Annotated in this window: 20 protein-coding genes; 12 read left to right on the top strand and 8 right to left on the bottom strand. The window is 65.3% G+C overall.

Annotated features, from left to right (window positions below; all coding sequences use genetic code 11):
• Window positions 1-8 precede the first annotated feature (8 nt).
• Window positions 9-653 carry a biotin transporter BioY gene (locus QF031_RS09555; protein WP_307427118.1) on the bottom strand — a complete coding sequence of 215 codons (645 nt, stop codon included), beginning with the start codon at window positions 651-653 and terminating at the stop codon, window positions 9-11.
• Window positions 654-1,034: 381 nt separating this feature from the next.
• On the opposite strand from QF031_RS09555, the gene QF031_RS09550 reads away from it, so the two are divergent.
• Window positions 1,035-1,601 carry a hypothetical protein gene (locus tag QF031_RS09550; RefSeq protein ID WP_307427115.1) on the top strand — a complete coding sequence of 189 codons (567 nt, stop codon included), beginning with the start codon at window positions 1,035-1,037 and terminating at the stop codon, window positions 1,599-1,601.
• A 263-nt stretch (window positions 1,602-1,864) separates the two neighbouring features.
• On the opposite strand, the gene QF031_RS09545 is transcribed toward QF031_RS09550, so the two are convergent.
• The gene (locus QF031_RS09545; RefSeq protein ID WP_307427112.1) at window positions 1,865-2,503 is read right to left on the bottom strand and encodes a hypothetical protein; all 639 of its coding nucleotides are present in this window, start codon (window positions 2,501-2,503) and stop codon (window positions 1,865-1,867) included.
• Between the two features lie 209 nt (window positions 2,504-2,712).
• Between QF031_RS09545 and QF031_RS09540 the strand changes: the two genes are divergently transcribed.
• Entirely contained in the window at window positions 2,713-3,150 is a 438-nt protein-coding gene (locus tag QF031_RS09540; protein ID WP_307427109.1) for a VOC family protein, read from the top strand.
• A 96-nt stretch (window positions 3,151-3,246) separates the two neighbouring features.
• On the top strand, window positions 3,247-4,260 hold the full coding sequence (locus QF031_RS09535) for a DUF808 domain-containing protein (RefSeq protein ID WP_307427106.1): 1,014 nt from the start codon (window positions 3,247-3,249) through the stop codon (window positions 4,258-4,260).
• Between the two features lie 28 nt (window positions 4,261-4,288).
• On the opposite strand, the gene QF031_RS09530 is transcribed toward QF031_RS09535, so the two are convergent.
• Window positions 4,289-5,353 (bottom strand): spore photoproduct lyase family protein, encoded by a 1,065-nt coding sequence (locus QF031_RS09530; protein ID WP_307427102.1) that lies wholly within the window; start codon window positions 5,351-5,353, stop codon window positions 4,289-4,291.
• A 210-nt stretch (window positions 5,354-5,563) separates the two neighbouring features.
• On the opposite strand from QF031_RS09530, the gene QF031_RS09525 reads away from it, so the two are divergent.
• Window positions 5,564-7,162 (top strand): ABC-F family ATP-binding cassette domain-containing protein, encoded by a 1,599-nt coding sequence (locus tag QF031_RS09525; RefSeq protein WP_307427100.1) that lies wholly within the window; start codon window positions 5,564-5,566, stop codon window positions 7,160-7,162.
• Between the two features lie 122 nt (window positions 7,163-7,284).
• Here QF031_RS09525 and QF031_RS09520 read toward each other — a convergent pair whose 3' ends face one another.
• The 4 genes from QF031_RS09520 to QF031_RS09505 are packed head-to-tail and all read right to left on the bottom strand — an operon-like array spanning window position 7,285 to window position 9,325.
• A complete protein-coding gene (locus QF031_RS09520) occupies window positions 7,285-7,758 on the bottom strand; it encodes a YbaK/EbsC family protein (RefSeq protein ID WP_307427097.1) in 474 nt (157 codons plus the stop codon).
• 3 nt (window positions 7,759-7,761) lie between these two features.
• The gene (locus QF031_RS09515; RefSeq protein WP_307427095.1) at window positions 7,762-8,637 is read right to left on the bottom strand and encodes an SURF1 family cytochrome oxidase biogenesis protein; all 876 of its coding nucleotides are present in this window, start codon (window positions 8,635-8,637) and stop codon (window positions 7,762-7,764) included.
• Window positions 8,638-8,898, bottom strand: coding sequence for a hypothetical protein (locus tag QF031_RS09510; protein WP_307427093.1), 261 nt, complete (start codon window positions 8,896-8,898; stop codon window positions 8,638-8,640).
• Window positions 8,885-9,325, bottom strand: coding sequence for a DUF3099 domain-containing protein (locus QF031_RS09505; RefSeq protein ID WP_307427091.1), 441 nt, complete (start codon window positions 9,323-9,325; stop codon window positions 8,885-8,887). Before QF031_RS09505 ends, QF031_RS09510 begins: the two co-directional genes overlap by 14 nt.
• A gap of 152 nt (window positions 9,326-9,477) precedes the next feature.
• Here QF031_RS09505 and QF031_RS09500 point away from each other — a divergent pair, with 152 nt between their 5' ends.
• On the top strand, window positions 9,478-10,203 hold the full coding sequence (locus QF031_RS09500) for a beta-ketoacyl-ACP reductase (RefSeq protein ID WP_307427088.1): 726 nt from the start codon (window positions 9,478-9,480) through the stop codon (window positions 10,201-10,203).
• Window positions 10,204-10,343: 140 nt separating this feature from the next.
• Window positions 10,344-11,105 (top strand): SDR family oxidoreductase, encoded by a 762-nt coding sequence (locus QF031_RS09495; protein WP_307427084.1) that lies wholly within the window; start codon window positions 10,344-10,346, stop codon window positions 11,103-11,105.
• Between the two features lie 85 nt (window positions 11,106-11,190).
• Here QF031_RS09495 and serB read toward each other — a convergent pair whose 3' ends face one another.
• The gene (gene serB / locus QF031_RS09490; RefSeq protein ID WP_307427080.1) at window positions 11,191-12,084 is read right to left on the bottom strand and encodes a phosphoserine phosphatase SerB; all 894 of its coding nucleotides are present in this window, start codon (window positions 12,082-12,084) and stop codon (window positions 11,191-11,193) included.
• A gap of 126 nt (window positions 12,085-12,210) precedes the next feature.
• Between serB and QF031_RS09485 the strand changes: the two genes are divergently transcribed.
• From QF031_RS09485 to QF031_RS09460, 6 genes are all read left to right on the top strand, one after another.
• Complete coding sequence (locus QF031_RS09485; RefSeq protein ID WP_307427077.1) at window positions 12,211-12,996, top strand: ABC transporter ATP-binding protein; 786 nt, start codon at window positions 12,211-12,213, stop codon at window positions 12,994-12,996.
• Between the two features lie 20 nt (window positions 12,997-13,016).
• Window positions 13,017-13,802 carry a sulfite exporter TauE/SafE family protein gene (locus QF031_RS09480; RefSeq protein WP_307427074.1) on the top strand — a complete coding sequence of 262 codons (786 nt, stop codon included), beginning with the start codon at window positions 13,017-13,019 and terminating at the stop codon, window positions 13,800-13,802.
• A 7-nt stretch (window positions 13,803-13,809) separates the two neighbouring features.
• Entirely contained in the window at window positions 13,810-14,619 is an 810-nt protein-coding gene (locus QF031_RS09475; protein WP_307427071.1) for a TrmH family RNA methyltransferase, read from the top strand.
• Between the two features lie 173 nt (window positions 14,620-14,792).
• The gene (locus QF031_RS09470; RefSeq protein WP_307427068.1) at window positions 14,793-15,050 is read left to right on the top strand and encodes a type B 50S ribosomal protein L31; all 258 of its coding nucleotides are present in this window, start codon (window positions 14,793-14,795) and stop codon (window positions 15,048-15,050) included.
• Between the two features lie 97 nt (window positions 15,051-15,147).
• The gene (locus QF031_RS09465; protein WP_370874500.1) at window positions 15,148-16,245 is read left to right on the top strand and encodes a lipoate--protein ligase family protein; all 1,098 of its coding nucleotides are present in this window, start codon (window positions 15,148-15,150) and stop codon (window positions 16,243-16,245) included.
• 98 nt (window positions 16,246-16,343) lie between these two features.
• Complete coding sequence (locus QF031_RS09460) at window positions 16,344-17,546, top strand: IS30 family transposase (RefSeq protein ID WP_307422911.1); 1,203 nt, start codon at window positions 16,344-16,346, stop codon at window positions 17,544-17,546.
• Window positions 17,547-17,555: the final 9 nt, after the last annotated feature.

Genomic DNA, 17,555 nt, shown 5'->3' with positions numbered 1-17,555 from the left:
GCGCGGTCCTAGGCGCTTGCGGCGGACAGGGCGCGGCGACGTACGCGCCGCACCAGGACGTCCGGGAAAGCCCGGTGGAGGGCGACGGCGATGGCGGCTGCGAGGACGTTCTTGACGATGTCCCCCGGGTAGAAGACCAGGTCGCTCACGAAGGCCTGCTCCAGGGTGGCCTTGGAGTTCACGGCGATGCCCACGACGCCCAGCGTGTGCACGAACACGATGCTCGTGACCGTGGCGGCCAGGAAGAACCACAGTGCGCGGGCCCTGGTGGTGCGGCGGATCACCAGGGTGGCCAGCCAGCCCACTACCGCGGCGGCTATGGGGAAGGCGATGATGTAGCCGGCCGAGGGCCCGGCGAGGATGCCCAGGCCGCTGCGGCCCTGGCTGAAGATGGGCAGGCCGGCGAGGCCCAGGAGGGTGTAAAGTCCGACGGCGGCGAACCCGCGGGCGGGGCCCAGCACCAGGCCGGTGAGCATCACGGCAAGGGTCTGGAAGGTGATGGGGACGCCGAATCCGTTCAGGGCCAGCCCCGGCACCAGGGCTGCGCCGGCCACGAGGGCGGCGAAGACGGCGATCAGTCCCAGGTCGGTGCCGTTCCAGCGGCGGCGCTCCGTCCGTTTGCTGGTTTTTGTGGTGGTGTCGGTGCTGTTCATGGCGGTCCTGTCGGGGTTGTACAAGCGGAATCCAATGTACAGCCGACGCTACCGGGGCGGAACGGGGGCCATTTTGTAGGGGTCCTACTAACCCGGGTGGAGGCTGCCTTGGGGAGGACACAATGATCCCTAACGTAGTTGAGGGGAAGCGGCTTACGGCCATCTCGTGCCGTAGCGCGCGCCAAAACCTGTGGGGCTGGTCCGGGCTAAACTGGGCCCGGTAAGGACGGATTGGGGGATCCAGAGTGGCGCGCCGCTGTTCCGCTGGTCGGTCGCAACCTGCTAACTGAAGGGAACCACCCGATGACCTTCTTTCAGGACTACCCCATCCCGACGCCGCCTCCCCGACCGCGGACGGCTCAGTTCACACCCCCTCCCTGGGTGGCGCCACCCCGTTACGAACTTCCCGCCGTCGTCCCTGGTGGTCAAATCATTCACAAGTCCCCGGCCTTTGTACTGGCCATCGAAGCCGTTAAGGTTCACTCCACCGGATGCATCTTTGATGTGCTCTGGACGTTGCGCCGGACTGACCAAGAGGACCGGGAGTGGGCTGAAATCAACGCTGTCTTTCACCACCCGGCGCCGCAACTCCACAACAGAGGGACACCAGCCGAATCTGTCCTCCTATTCGGAGTCGAGTTCCCGGACGGCACCAAGGCCATCAGCTCATCCCTTGCGATGTACGCCCCGCACAAGTCGATGGACCAGGAACCTGATGGGCCGGTCTTCGAATACCGACCCAGGGGCGGCAGCGCCGGCGAAGATGACATGTCCGCAAACGGGTCGCTGTGGCTTTGGCCACTGCCGCCGGCCGGGAACCTCCGCCTGGTTGCACAGTGGACCGAGATGGGTATGGGCGAATGTTCCATCACCCTGGACGGCACCGAGCTCCGCGATGCCGCTGCCGGAGCCCAGAAGTATTGGCCGGAACAGGGCGCGCAGGAATGAGCCTTTGATGGGGGAATCCCTATCAGGCAGGCACGGTGACAGTTTCAGGCTCACGGGCTGTCTTTCAGGATGACAAGGGCCACACCGTCTTCTTCCAGGCCCGCCCCGGTGCCACAGGCTTCCTCAAAACAGTCTGGTCCGCAGCGCCAGTTTGTCGAGGATGTCCCGCAAGTCTGCAATTTTCGCTGTGGCATCGGAAATGAACAGCGCTTCGGCTGTGTCCCTGTTGCTGAGTCCCTTGGCGGCCAGGAGAAACACAGAGCCTAGACGATAGCGCCGTCACTCAGCCGCCCCGGAGGGGAAACGCGGCGGGGGAGTCGCCAGGCCCAATACGTGATCATCAGTCCTGCGGTTGCGGCCCCGCCTGCGTAGGACCAGGGCGAGGTCCATGACCCTTCAGGTGTCGGGATCACCAAGGCCAGAACGACTGCAGTAATGGCCAGAAGAATCTCCGCGGCCGCCTGCAATGGCCTTGCCCGGTACTCGGGGTAGGCCAGCCGGACCAGAGGAATGATTGGCAGCAGGAACAGCCCGGGGGTGAAGACCACCCAGATGACGTTGAATGTGAACATCGCCAGGCCCAGTACCAGCAGTCCCAGGAACTTCAGCAGCTGGACAGGTTTGAGCGGGTTATCAAGCGTCCAACGGCTCAGCAGCAGTCCCCATGCCGGGAGCCCAAGCAGCCAGCCACCGGCCCAAAAGCCCAGGTTCAGCAGCGCCAGGAAAACGAGCAGCGCGCCGGGCAGCAGGAACGCCACGGCCTGCCGAGGCGACGGCCACTTCCCAACCGGCCCAAAGATGCACACCCCGATCAGCAGGTACGCCAAAACATAGCCCGGCAGCAGCTGAATCAGTGATTCCGGATGCGAGCCGAAGATGAGGAGGGTCAGCGCGGCTACCATTACGCACACCCCGGCGAATGTCCATGGTCCGCGGGCGGGTCGCAGTGTCATGCGGGCAGAGACGTCAGGATGTCCTGGCCCGCGCATGGGCGCCTCCTGCCAAGAACCATGTATCCCCCCAACGGATCTCTTTCCCGCCGAGTCTACGTGGCCAACTGCGCCGGCCCTGTGCTGTTCTGCATGATCCCCAGCTTGGTAACCTGTGCCACATGCCCATCAAACTCGAGAACGTAGGCATCGCCGTCCGCGACCTGGAAGCGGCAATCGCTTTCTTCACCGACCTGGGGCTCACCGTCCTGGGCCGCCAGACCGTCAGCGGCGAGTGGGCCGACACCGCCGTCGGCCTTGACGCCAACCACGCCAAAATAGCCATGCTCCAGACGCCGGATGGACGCGGCCGCCTCGAACTCTTCGAATACATCCACCCCGATGCGATCGAGACCGAGCCCACGCTGCCCAATGAGATCGGCATGCACCGTGTTGCCTTCTCAGTGGACAACATCGAGGAGGCGCTTGAGATCGCCGCACGGCACGGCTGCCACCCGCTGCGGGGAGTGGCAACATACGAAGACGTCTACAAGCTCACCTACGTACGGGGCCCCAGCGGCATCATAGTTATGCTCGCCGAGGAACTGAAGAAGGGCTGAGCCTGCAGGCGCCCTGCAATATACTCCGAACATGCCCATCACGCACCCAGCCCTCAATGCTCAGCGCTCTCATCACAAGACCCGCGGGGGCCAGCGGTGAGCGGCGGCCTCGTAGCCCTGCTGGATGACGTCGCAGCCCTGGCCCGCATCGCGGCCGCATCCGTGGACGACGTCGCAGCCGGTGCCGCCAAGGCGGGAACCAAGGCGGCAGGTGTCGTGATCGACGACGCCGCCGTCACCCCGCAATACGTGTCCGGCGCGGACCCATCACGCGAACTGCCGATGATCAAGAAGATCTTCTGGGGCTCCATCCGGAACAAGCTCCTGATTATACTTCCGGCCCTGCTGCTCATCAGCGCCTTCATCCCGTGGATCATCCCGTTCATCCTCATGCTGGGCGGCACCTACCTCTGCTACGAGGGCGCCGAGAAGGTCTGGCACAAGCTCCGCGGCGGCCACCACGAGGAGGAAGAAGCGCCGGCGGTGGAACGCGGGCACGAGGCAGAGGCCAAAGTAGTCAAAGGCGCCATCACCACCGACTTCATCCTTTCCTGCGAGATCATGGTCATCTCCATGAACGAGGTAGCCACAGAGTCCATCTGGGTCCGCGCGTTCATCCTGGTGATGGTGGCGTTCGCCATTACAGTGCTCGTCTACGGTGCGGTGGCACTCATCGTCAAAATGGACGACATCGGTGTGCACCTGGCCGCCAAGGACTCGCCCCGGGCCAAGCGCTTTGGGAGGCTGTTGGTATCGGCGATGCCGGCCGTACTGTCCACCATCACCTTTGTCGGCACCATCGCAATGCTTTGGGTGGGCGGGCACATCATGGTGCAGGGGACCCACGACCTGGGCTGGCACGCGCCCTATGACTTGATCCACGCCATCGAGCATCCGGTGGCAGGCGTTGCGGTTGTCGGCGGCTTCCTGGCCTGGCTCGTTGACACCCTGCTCTCAGCAGTTGTCGGCCTCGCCTGGGGCCTTGTCGTTATGGCCGTTGTGGGTCCGCTGCTGAAGGTGCTCCCATTCGGCAAGGCCAAAGGCGGACACAAAGAAGGTGCCGCTGCGGCGGGCAACGCCGGACACGGGCCGGAAGAGTCCCACAGCTGACAGCACCGGGCCGCATCCGCTGCCTCTTTCAGAAGGCGTAGCGGATGCGGCAGTACGGCGCTATGTCCTCAATGAGCCGGGTCAGCTGGCGCACGTAACCGGCCTTGGCCCGTGACCGGTAGCGGACGTTGTTGAAGCCGTTGGACGAGGTTTTCGATTCCTGAAGGTCGGGACGCCACAGGACATTCTCCGCCTGCGGATGCCAGCCCAGGTTGACCTCGTGCAGCTGCTCGTTGTGGGTTAGGAAGATGACCTCCGCCGCGAGTTGGGCCTTGGCTGTCGGCGTCAGTGTTGCGTCGAGCTGGCGGAGCAGTCCCTCCCAGTCGGCGAGCCACGTGTCGGTGATGATGACGGGGGAGAAGTTCACGTGAACCTCGTAGCCGGCATCAACGAAATCGTTGATGGCCGCCATCCTCTCCGCCACAGGCGACGTCCTGACGTCGATGGACTTGGCCAGGTCCGCCGGCATCAGGGAGAAGCGGATCCGGGTGTGGCCGCCGTGGTCCCACGCCAGCATCGCCGGATTGACGAACTTGGTGGCAAAGGAGAGCTTGGCATTTGGCAGCTCGCGGAAGAGCGCAACGAGCTCCTCGACGTTGTCACTGATCATGGCGTCGACGGAGCAGTCGCTGTTCTCGCCGATGTCATAAACCCACAGCTCGGGATCGCACTGGTTGGGCTCCAGCTTCAGCCCCTGGCGCGTTGCGTGCCGCTCGAGCGTCGCCGCGATCTGGTCGATATTGGCGAACACCGTAACAGGATTGCTGTAGCCCTTGTGCCGCGGCACGTAGCAGTAGGCGCACGCCATGGCGCAGCCGTTGGCCGTTGAGGGCGCAATGAAGTCCGCCGAACGACCGTTCGGCTTGACGGCCAGTGACTTTTTGACCCCGAGGACCAGAGCCTCCGTTTTGATCCGCGACCAGCGCGGCACATTGGTTTCGTCACCGTGCACGTCCGGGATGTTCCAGTGGTTGTCCACAGGCACGACGTCGGCATCCGGCCAGCGCGCAACGATCTCCTGGCCACGGGGCAGCTCCAAGGCGGCTGGCTGTGCGTAAATACGCCTGATCTGGAGCAGCCGATCAAATTCCATGACCCCATTGTGCTTGAACCCCCGGGCCGGTGCCCGCGGTTAAGCCCACGGCGCCATCACCGGATTGCCGGAAGTTTCTGCTGCTGAAACTGGCTTGGTCCGCCGGACGGTAGACTGGATTGTGCCGTTCTCCGGCCACTCTGCCCCGGCGTCCCTTCGCACACAGTGCGCGGACCGTGGCGTTCCCTGTTGTGAAAGGCCTTACCTGCTGTGATTACTGTCCAGGATCTTGAACTGCGCGCCGGTGCCCGGCTCCTCATGGACCAGGTGAGCTTCCGCATCGACAAAGGGGACAAGATCGGCCTGGTGGGCCGGAACGGCGCGGGCAAGACCACGCTGACCCGTGTCCTCGCGGGCGAAGGCCTGCCCGCCGCTGGGAAGGTGACCCGCAGCGGCGAAATCGGCTACCTGCCCCAGGACCCGCGGACCCCCGACATGGAGCAGTTGGCGCGGGACCGTATCCTTTCCGCCCGCGGCCTGGACGTCGTCGTCGGAAAGCTTCGCAAGGCGCACGACGAAATGGCCAGCGAGGACGCGGACGTTCAGCGCAAGGCCATGAACCGGTACGACCGGCTTGAATCCGAGTTCCTCGCCGCGGGCGGTTACGCGGCCGAAGCCGAAGCGGCGTCGATCTGTTCCAACCTTGCCCTTCCGGACCGGCTGCTGAACCAGCCGCTGAAGACGCTCTCCGGCGGACAGCGGCGCCGTGTGGAGCTTGCGCGCATCCTCTATTCGGATGCCGAGACCATGCTCCTGGACGAACCCACCAACCACCTCGACGCCGACTCCATCGCGTGGCTGCGTGACTTCCTGAAGAACCACCAGGGTGGCCTCATCGTCATCAGCCACGACACCGATCTGCTCGAAGCCACCGTCAACAAAGTGTTCCTGCTGGACGCCAACCGCGCCCAGATCGATTTCTACAACATGGACTGGAAGCGTTACCTCCTGCAGCGGGAGACTGACGAGCGCGCCCGGAAGCGCGAACGCGCCAACGCCGAAAAGAAGGCGCAGGTCCTCATGGACCAGGCCAACAAGATGCGGGCTAAGGCCACCAAGGCCGTCGCCGCTCAGAACATGGCCAAGCGCGCAGAACGGCTGCTCAGCGGACTGGAAGCCGTCCGCGAGCAGGACCGTGTGGCAGCCCTGCGGTTCCCGGACCCGTCACCCTGCGGCAAGACCCCGCTCACCGCGGACGGGCTCAGCAAGTCCTACGGCTCGCTGGAAATCTTCACAGACGTGGACCTGGCCATCGACCGTGGCTCCAAGGTGGTCATCCTGGGGCTCAACGGCGCCGGCAAGACCACGCTGCTCCGGATGCTCGCCGGGGTGGACGCTCCCGACACCGGTGAGGTCATCCCCGGCCACGGGCTGAAGGTTGGCTATTACGCCCAGGAGCACGAAACCCTTGACCACGACCGCACCGTGCTCGAGAACATGCGCTCCTCCGCCCCGGACATGAAGGACGCCGAGGTCCGCGGCATCCTCGGATCCTTCCTGTTCTCCGGCGACGACGTCGACAAGCCCGCCGGCGTGCTCTCCGGCGGTGAGAAGACCCGCCTGGCCCTGGCCACCATCGTGGCCTCCAGCGCCAACGTCCTGCTCCTCGACGAACCCACCAACAACCTGGACCCAGCCAGCCGCGCCGAAATCCTGGGCGCGCTGCGCAACTACACCGGCGCCGTCGTCCTGGTCAGCCACGACGAAGGTGCGGTGGAAGCACTGAACCCTGAACGCGTCGTCATGCTTCCCGACGGCGTGGAGGACCTTTGGAACGAGGACTACCTGGACCTGATTACGCTGGCTTAGCGTCCCCCCACCTCCGCTACGCGACGCAGGTGATTTCCCGCGTGCTGGCTCCTTCGTCGCCTTTGACGCACGCTACATAAATCACCTGCATCCCTTCGCTGGTGCCTTTATCGCCTGGCCGCCTAGCGCACCTTCAGTTCCAGTGCCCCCGTGATTTCCTGGAGTTGGGCGTAGGTGATGCTGAACATCGAATTGTGGTCTCCCGCTCCGGCCCAAAGGAGTTGATGCTCCCGGAGGCTGGAGTCCAGCAGGGTCCTGATCTTTTTCGGGTGGCCTACCGGGGCTACGCCGCCTACCTCCTGGCCGGTGTGTTCCAGAACGAAGGCGGGGGACGCGCGGCGGATCTTCCCCGCGCCGAGCTGCGCCGCGACCAGGGCTGTATCAACCCTGGCGGCTCCGCTGGCCAGGATCAGCAGGGGCTGGCCGCTGAGGTCGAAGACCAAACTGTTGGTGATCGCCGCAAGATCGCACGCCAGCGCCTCCGCCGCCGCGGCGGCTGTCGGAACACCGGCCCCGAAGGTCCGCACGGTGTCGCCGACCCCGGCGCCAAGCAATGCTGCGCGCACCCGGGCGACCGGGCCGCCGTCGTACTCCATGGCTCAGTACCCCTGCGCGTCCAAAAGGGCGTCTTCCTCTTCCTCGGCGGTCGCCTTCTTGCGTTTGCGCGGGACAGGCCGACGGCGGGCGGCCGGGACGGCGGCATGGATGGTGCCGTCCTCGAGCGTCTCTTCCTCGTCCTCGGCGTCGATCGCTGCGTTCCGTGCCTGCTGCCGCGCCGCGTAGCCGAACCCCACGAACATCAGCACACCGAAGGCAAACCACTGCAGCGAGTAGGACAGGTGGGTCCCCTCATCAGTGGACGGCTTGGGGAACGCAACGGGCATGGCGGCTGACGGAGGGGTCTCCGATGCAAGCTGGCCGTAGGCCCCGGTAAGCAGCGGGTAGCCCAGCTGCGCGGCGTACGTGGGGAGGTCGATGGAGGCCAGTTGCCCCTCAGGCGCCCCGCGCTGCAGCTCCGGCTCACCATGCTTCAGGCGTACGACGGCGGTCACCTCACCGGAGGGAGGCGGCGGCACGGAATCGGGGCTGCCCGGATTCTTGTTCCCGATGGGCAGCCAGCCGCGGTCGATGACGACCGTTTCGCCCGTGCTGAGGCGGAAAGGGACTACTACCTCGTACCCTGGCTGCCCGTTGAGCGGCCGGTTGCGCACAATCCGCTGCCCTGCGGCATCGTAGGTTCCCTTGAGCTCAACCTGGGTCCACTCCTTGGCCGGATCCAGCTGGTTGAACTGGTCCCGTGCCTGGGAGAAGGGGATGGGTGTGGCGGAGTAGTTGCTGACCACCCGGTTGATCTCGGCCAGGGTCTCGGCACGGCGGTCCATCTGCCAGCGGCCCAGGAAGACACATGCCGCGGCAAAGATGGCGGCCAGCAGGAGATAGCCCAGCCACTTGCTGGAAAAGAGGAAGCGGTACATTCAGAAGTCCCGCTCCAGCGAGCCGCTGTCCCCAGCCGCAAGGGGAAGGGTTTCCTTCCAGAGCCCGCGGGTCTGCAGGTAGTCCTCCAGCCATTCCCGGTGGTCCGCGCACGCCAGCCAGGTCTTGCGCCGCTCGGGGGTGTGGATCTTGGGGTTGTTCCAGAGGAGTTGCCAGGACGCCTGGGTCCTGCACGCCTTCCGCGAGCACATTGCGGTCTCCGAGGCGACGTCGGATCCTGCCGCGAAATCAAAAATGCTCATTTGGTTTCCCCTCCTCTCCGGGCCCTGCCTCGTCGTCGTCCACCAGCTCACCCTGCAGCAAGGCGTTTCCTGCCTCCTCGTCTGTGCCCGGAGGCAGCGGGCTTTCAATCTCGGCCAGCGGGGCCGAGTCGAGGAGCAGATCGCTGGGAGTCTCCGCCATGTCGCTGCCATTGGCAATGATCACGGCAAACCACGGCAGGAAGACCGCGCCAACCACCGGAATAATCTTGAACCAGCCGTCCACCACGAAAATCAGGATCAGGCACACCATGCGGATGCCCATGGCCAGGGCGTACTTGATCATCCGCTGGCGCATATCCTCCGAATGCGCGCCCGCGGCGTCAGTAATGCTGTGGACCTCCGTGTCGCCGGAGAACCGGCCCGGATCTCCGGGCGCGGAACGTCCCGCATGGTTTTCAAGGGTCACGGTGAATGATCACGCTCCAAAGGCTTCCCTTAATTCTCGCACCATCGGCAGTGCTGCCCAAACCCGCCGTGGGCCTGCCGCTAAGATCGGAGGCAGCCAAACCACACCCCGCTACCGCGGCGCAGCCTGCCGCAGAATTCCGGAGCACCTCCATGACTGAAACAGCGTCCGCACCCCGCAGCGTCCTGGTGACCGGCGGCAACCGGGGCATCGGCCTGGCCATTGCGCAGGCGTTCCTCGCCAACGGGGACAAGGTGGCCGTGACCTACCGCAGCGAGACGCAACTGCCGGAGGGAATCCTCGGCGTTAAGGCGGACGTCACCGATGAGGCTTCGGTGGACGCTGCCTTCAAGGAAGTGGAGGCGGCCCACGGCCCCGTGGAAATACTGGTTGCCAACGCCGGCATCACCAAGGACACCCTGCTCCTGCGGATGAGCGAGGACGACTTCACCTCCGTCATCGACACCAACCTCACCGGAGCCTTCCGGGTCATCAAGCGGGCGTCCAAGGGAATGATCCGGCTGCGCAAGGGCCGCGTGGTCCTCATCTCCTCGGTCTCCGGCCTCTACGGCGCCCCCGGCCAGATCAACTACTCCGCCTCCAAGGCCGGCCTGGTGGGCATCGCCCGGTCCCTCACCCGCGAACTCGGTTCCCGCGGCATCACGGCCAATGTGGTGGCGCCCGGCTTCATCAACACCGACATGACCGCCGAACTCCCCGAAGCCACCCAGAAGGACTACCTGGCCAGCATCCCCGCCGGACGCTTTGCCGAAGCCTCCGAGGTGGCCAACGTGGTCCGCTGGATCGCCAGCGACGAGGCCGCCTACATCTCCGGCGCCGTGATTCCGGTGGACGGCGGCCTGGGCATGGGCCACTGACCCTCCCGGTTCCGCCGCTGCAGGAAACTAGCCCCGCGCTCCTTCTTTGTCGAAGTCGGACAAGGGATACCCGCAACGTCCGCTGGCATGATTGACTGCAGGCCACAACGATTTAGATGTTTCGAACAAAGGAAGCTCGTATGGGACTGCTGGACAACAAGACGGCGATCGTCACCGGATCATCGCGGGGCATTGGCGCTGACGTAGCCAAGATACTCGCCTCGGAGGGCGCCGCCGTCGTGGTCAACTACCGCCAGAAGGCGCCCCGCGCCAACAAGGTGGTGCAGGGGATCGAAGCCGCCGGCGGCCGCGCCGTCGCCGTGGGTGCCGACCTCACCACCCAGGAAGGCGTGCAGGCCCTCGCCAGCGCGGCGATGGAAAACTTCGGGTCCCTGGACATCCTGGTCCTGAACGCCTCCGGCGGCATGGAGACCGGCATGGGCGAGGACTACGCGCTCAAGCTCAACCGCGACGCCCAGGTAAACATGCTCAACGCCGCCGTGCCCCTGATGAGGGAAGGCTCACGGGTGGTTTTCGTCACCAGCCACCAGGCCCACTTCATCAACACCGTGCCCACCATGGAGGCCTACGAGCCGGTGGCCCGCAGCAAGCGGGCCGGGGAAGACGCCCTGCGGGAACTGATCCCCAACCTCGCCGAAAAGGGCATCTCCCTGGTGGTGGTATCCGGCGACATGATCGAAGGCACCGTCACCGCCACGCTCCTGGACCGCTCCACCCCGGGCGCCATCGAGGCCCGCCGTGCGGAAGCTGGGAAGCTTTACTCCGTGGAGGAGTTCGCCCAGGTTGTCGCTGGGATGGCAACGGCCGACGTCGAGTCCGGCCACACCGAGTACGCCGGCGGAGCGGATTACTTCGGCAAGGGCGCTGAGGCTTCCAACTAAGCCTGGCCGCCACCGCGAATTGGCAGTTCGCGGCAATGTTCATTACGAACACTGCCGCGAACTGCCATCTCGCGTTAAGGGAGGGTCAGACGCCGGCCACGTGGCGGACGGCGTCCAGGTACGGCATGTTCAGGGCGGCGTCGGCCACGGCGCGGACGGCCGGCTTGGCGTTGAAGGCCACCCCGATGCCGGCCGCGCCCAGCATGTCCAGGTCGTTGGCGCCGTCGCCCACAGCGATAGTGTGTTCCAGTGCGATGCCTTCGGCAGCAGCCCACTCCCGCAGGTACTTTTCCTTGGCCGCCCTGTCCACCACACCGCCGAGCACCTTGCCGGTCAGCGCGCCGTCCACGATTTCCAGTTCGTTGGCCTGCCAGTAGTCCAGGCCCAGGTCCGCGGCGATCGGCGCAAGGATCTGGTTGAAGCCGCCGGAGACCACTGCCACGGCGTGGCCGGCGGCCTTGAAGGCGGCCACCAGCTGATCGGCGCCTTCGCTGAGCTTCACTTCCCTGCGGACGGAATGGACGACGTCGGCAGGCAGCCCCGCGAGCACCGCCACCCGGGCGTGGAGGGACTGGGCGAAGTCCAGTTCACCGCGCATGGCGGCTTCCGTTACGGCGGCCACTTCCTCCCGCTTACCGGCGTAGGCGGCCAGGAGTTCAATGACTTCCTGCTGGATCAGGGTGGAGTCCACGTCCATGATCAGCAGCTTGCGGGCCGCGGAGCGAAGTCCGGCGGGCACAATGGCAGTGTCGAAACCCTCGATTGCTGCATCCGCAACAGACCTCCGCAGGGCGGCAAGACCCGCCGCAGTCGCGTCGGAAAGGGCCAGTTCAAGGACCTGCACCCGGTACCGGTCGTCTCCCGAATCCGACCCGGAAAGCACCTCGGCGCCGTGGGATGCCAGGACGGAACGCAACTGCTCCAGCCCGGCGGGGGTTACATTCAGGCCATAGCTGACCGCAGTCACGTTCGAAGTCATGCCTGCAATCTTAGCCAGCGGCCATCCCGTGGCTTGAATTGGTTGCGGGACCCCCGCTGCAGGACCTTTAGGCAGCCTTACCACCGGTTATCAGTCATCTTCCGTTTTGTCCTAGTGTCTACTCCTATGAGTGATGTTCTGGAACTGGACTCCGTCAGCGTTGTCCGAGGTAAAAAGACCCTGCTGGACAAAATTGACTGGCAGGTCAACGAGGGCGAACGATGGGTCATCCTCGGGCCCAACGGCGCAGGCAAGACCACGCTTCTCCAGATCGCAGCCGCCCGGCTCCACCCCAGCAGCGGCACTGCCGGCATCCTCGACGAAGTCCTCGGCCGCGTTGACGTCTTCGAACTCCGGCCGCGCATCGGACTTTCCTCCGCAGCCCTGGCTACCCAGATCCCCGAACACGAAAACGTCCTGAACGTCGTGGTCACCGCGGCCTACGGCGTGACCGGCCGCTGGCGCGAAGGCTACGAACGCGACGACGAACGGCGCGCCTTCCGGCTCCTGAACGACTGGGGCATGGGGCCGCTGCTGAACAGGACCTTCGCCACGCTCTCCGAGGGCGAACGCAAGCGCGTCCAGATTGCCCGCGCGCTCATGACCGATCCCGAACTGCTCCTCCTGGATGAACCCGGCGCCGGACTGGACCTCGGCGGCCGCGAAGAGCTGGTGCACAAGCTTGCCGAGCTCGCCCGCGACGAGGCAGCACCGGCCATGGTCCTGGTCACCCACCACCTTGAGGAAGTTCCGCCCGGCTTCACCCATGCCATGCTGCTGCGTGACGGCGGAGTGGTGGCCGCCGGACCCATCACCGAGGTGCTGACCGAAGAGCACCTCAGCACCACCTTCGGGCTGCCGCTCGCGGTGACCGAGAACGCGGGACGCTACACCGCCACAGCACGCCGCTAGAAGAGGCCTCCACTACTACCTTGGAACTCTTCAGCAGCATCATTGTGTTCATCGCCGGGCTGTGGGCCGGCACCATCAACGCGGTGGTGGGCTCCGGCACCCTGGTCACCTTCCCGGTGCTGATCGCCCTGGGCGTGGCACCCGTGACCGCATCCATGAGCAATGCCATGGGGCTGGTCTTCGGTACGGGCGCCGGGGCCTTCGGGTACCGCCGTGAGCTGGCCGGCCGGGGGCGGCAGGTCCTGCGCCTGCTGCCGGCGTCCGTCCTGGGCGGTATCACGGGTGCCTGGCTGCTGCTGCACCTGCCCGAAAAGGTCTTCCACTATGTAGCCCCGGTCCTGCTGGTCCTGGCCTTGATGATGGTCGTGTTCCAGCCGCGGCTGCAGGACTGGGTGCGCAACCGCGAGGCCAATCCGGAGCATGCCGTCCGGGATAAACGCCACGGGGTCCTCCTGGTGGTGCTGGTCTACCTGGCCGGCGTATACGGCGGTTACTTCGTCGCGGCGCAGGGGATCCTGTTGGTGGGCATCCTGGGCGTGTTCCTCACCGGCACCATCCAGAACGCCAACGCCATGAAGAACATCCTGGTCCTCGGCGTCAACATGGTGGCCGCCATCTCCTACCTTTTGTTCGCCTTCGACCGGGTCAACTGGCTGGTGGTGCTGCTGATCGCTGTCAGTTCCACCATCGGCGGCCTGATGGGCTCCAGGGTGGGCCGCAAACTGTCGCCGCGCGTGCTCCGCGCTGTGATCTTCAGCCTGGGCATTGTGGCCCTCGGCGTCATGATCGCCAACCTGCTGCAATAATCTCCCGGTGAGCTTCCACTACCTCGAATCCGCCGATGACCCGCGCGTCAGCGACTACACCACCCTGACCGACGTGCACCTGCGTAAGCTCCGCGAACCGGCCGAGGGCATGTACATCGCCGAATCATCCCGGGTCCTGCGGCGGGCCCTCGCGGCGGGACACCAGCCGCGCTCGTTTTTCCTCGCCGAGAAGTGGATGGCAGACCTCGATGACGTCTTCCGGGCGTACCCCGACGTGCCGGCCTTCATCGGCTCGGCTGCCCTGCTGGAGAAAATCACCGGTTTCCACCTGCACCGCGGCGCCATGGCGGCCATGCAGCGGCCCGCCCCGGTGCCGCTGCCGGACCTCCTTGCCGGGGCCCGGCGCGTGGCCGTGCTCGAAGACATCGTGGACCACACCAATGTCGGTGCCATCTTCCGCTCCGCCGCAGCCCTGGACATCGACGCCGTCCTGGTGTCGCCCCGGTGCGGTGATCCGCTCTACCGCCGCAGCGTCAGGGTCAGCATGGGGACGGTGTTTCAGGTTCCCTGGGCACGCCTGCATGACTGGCCCGGCGATCTTCAGGTTCTCAAGGACCACGGCTTCACCGTCGCGGCTCTGGAGCTGACGCCTGAGGCGGAGGACGTCGACGCCGTCGCGTCCCGCAACCTGGACAAGCTCGCCCTGGTGCTTGGCACGGAAGGTGCGGGCATGAGTCCGGAGACGCTCGCCGCCGTCGACCTCGCGGTGAAAATCCCCATGCGCAACGGCGTGGACTCCCTCAACGTGGCCGCGGCCTCGGCCGTGGCCTTCTGGGAACTTCGCGCCCGGGACTGACCTGCGCGTCACCTGTGCCGCCAGGGGAGCCGGTTCGTCAGTCCCACCGGCATCGGCTATGATTGATAGCTGGTTGTCCTGCTTTTTCAGCTCCAGCTGATGCGACAGTTCCCAGCCATCCCATTCATACCTGGCAGCTGGCAAAATCCAGCTGCGCGAACAAAGGTCCCATTATGAAGTCTGATACCCACCCGAAGTACGAAGCTGTTGTCTTCAACGACCTGGCCTCCGGCACCAAGTTCCTGACCCGCTCCACCGTGTCTTCCAAGAAGACCATCGAGTGGGAAGACGGGAACACCTACCCGGTCATCGACGTCGAAATCTCTTCCGAGTCCCACCCGTTCTACACGGGCAAGCAGCGCATCATGGACTCTGCAGGCCGCGTCGAGCGCTTCAACGCTCGCTTCAAGGGCTTCGGCGGCAAGAAGTAATTCCTTCGCCCAAGCTCGCATCGGAAAGCCCGCACCGGAAACGGTGCGGGCTTTCCGCGTTAACCGCGCACTTGCTTTCTGGGGCAGGATGGGAAGCATGACCGAGTCACCTTTCCGTGCCCCTGACGCCGCCAGCAACCAGCGCCTCCACGGCGAGTACAAGGTGCCGGGCGGCAAGCTGGTGGTGGTGGACCTGGCCGTGGTGGCCGGCGCCCTTGCAGACGTTTCCGTCAGTGGCGACTTCTTCCTGGAACCTGACGAAGCACTGGAGGACATCAACCGGGCGCTGACCGGCCTTCCGGACACGACGCCGGCCAAAGACCTCGCCGGCGCCGTCACCGCAGCCCTGCCCGCCGGCGCTGTGCTGTTCGGCTTCTCTGCGGACGCCGTGGCCGTGACCGTCCGCCGCGCCCTGGCCAAGGCCACTTCCTGGGCAGACCATGAGTGGAACATCATCGCCCCCACTGTGCTTCCCACCGAAATCAACGTCGCCCTGGACGAGGTGCTGACAGAGGCTGTTGGCGCGGGGGAGCGCACCCCCACCCTGCGGTTCTGGGACTGGCGCGAACCGTCAGTGGTGATTGGCAGCTTCCAGTCCGTGCAGAACGAGGTGGATCCCGAGGGCGTTGCCAAGCACGGTATCAACGTGGTCCGCCGGATCAGCGGTGGGGGCGCGATGTTCATGGAGGCCGGCAACTGCATCACCTACTCGCTCTACCTGCCCCAGACACTGGTGGACGGGCTGAGCTTCGCCGACTCCTACCCCTTCCTTGACGCGTGGGTCATGGCGGCACTGGAAAAGCTGGGCATCAACGCGTTCTACATTCCGCTGAATGACATCGCCACTGACCAGGGGAAGATCGGCGGCGCGGCGCAGAAACGCCTTGCCAATGGCGGCATGCTGCACCACGTCACCATGAGCTACGACATCGACGCCGACAAGATGGTGGAGGTCCTCCGGATCGGCAAGGAGAAACTCTCCGACAAGGGCACCCGGAGTGCCAAGAAGCGCGTGGACCCCCTGCGCCGGCAGACGGGCATGGCCCGGATGGCCATCATCGACGCCATGATCGGGGTGTTCAGCGAGCGCTACGGGGCCACGCCGTCACAGCTGGCCGGACATGAGCTGGCCGCAGCCGAGGAGCGGGTGGCCGCCAAGTTCGGGACCGAGGAGTGGCTCCACCGCGTCCCATAGCCCATCCGTACAGCCCCATCGACTGCTGGGTACCTGCCGTTTTGCGGCCGGCGGATTCATATGGTCATTGCAACAGGGCCATTTGAAGGGGTGTTGCGGTGCCAGCGGGATATGTTTTTGGGAATGAGATCCGGGACGGTTTCTTTGCTTTGCTGCGGCAAGGAGCCTCAATCCAAGAGGCGTGCCGCGTGTCGGGGTTGTGGTCCTCAACGGTGCGGCATTGGGTCCGGAAGATGGGCCCTGTGGAGATGTCCAAGGGCAATCGTGGAGGGCCGGCAGGGGCGCCGTTTCCGGATGGCGCCCCTGGCTCGGGCAGGTTAAGTCTGTCGGAACGGGCGGTGATCATGGTGCGCCTGCGAGATGGCTGGTCCTACGCGGCGATCGGCAGGGAACTGGGCCGGGACCGGTCAGTGATCTGGCGCGAGGCCAGGCGGAACTGCTGCGATGACGGAACCTACCAGTCCGACGTCGCACAGCTAAAGGCAGGTCAGAACGCCCGCCGGCCCAGGGAACACAAACTCGCCCATAAACCGCTGGCCCGCTTCGTGGAGTCCGCCATGGACGAGGGCTGGTCCCCGCAGCTGTGCTCGCTGGTCCTGGCCGGTGCTTTCCCGGACGATAAGAGGATGCAGATCAGCCACGAGACGATCTATCAGGCCATCTACGTCCAGGGCCGCGGTCATGTCCGCCAGGACCTGTACCGGCAGCTGAGCACCGGCCGGGCCAAACGGGTCACTGACGGAAAGGGCCGGGGCCGGAACAACAGCCCGTTCAAGGACGCCCTGAAGATCTCCGAACGCCCTGCTGAAACCGCGGACCGGGCCGTTCCCGGACACTGGGAATGCGACCTGATCCTCGGCTCAGTGGCCAGCAACTCAGCGATCGGGACCTGCGTTGAACGCTCCACCCGGTACACCATGCTGCTGCACCTGCCCAACGGCCACAGCGCAGACGAGGTCGCCAAGGCCATGATCACCGCGTTCGCCGCACTGCCTGCGGACCTGCGCAAAACCCTTACCTATGACCGCGGCGTTGAGATGGCCCGCTACGCCCAAATCCAGATCGCGATCGACACGGACATCTACTTCTGCGACCCGCACTCACCCTGGCAACGCGGAACCAACGAGAACACCAACCGGCTCCTGCGGCACTGGTTCGCCAAAAGCACCGACCTGTCCATCCACACCGCCCAGGACATCAAACGAGTTCAGGACAGCCTCAACAACCGGCCACGCCCCACCCTCGGCCTCGCAACACCCAAGCAGAAATTCAACGAACTCCTCCTCGCCGCAGCAGCCTAACCGTTGCAA

Source organism: Pseudarthrobacter defluvii, assembly GCF_030816725.1.
In the GTDB taxonomy this organism is placed as follows: Bacteria; Actinomycetota; Actinomycetes; order Actinomycetales; family Micrococcaceae; genus Arthrobacter; species Arthrobacter defluvii_A.
Note: the sequence above shows the minus strand (reverse complement) of the source record. Positions and strands in the feature narration are given on the sequence as shown.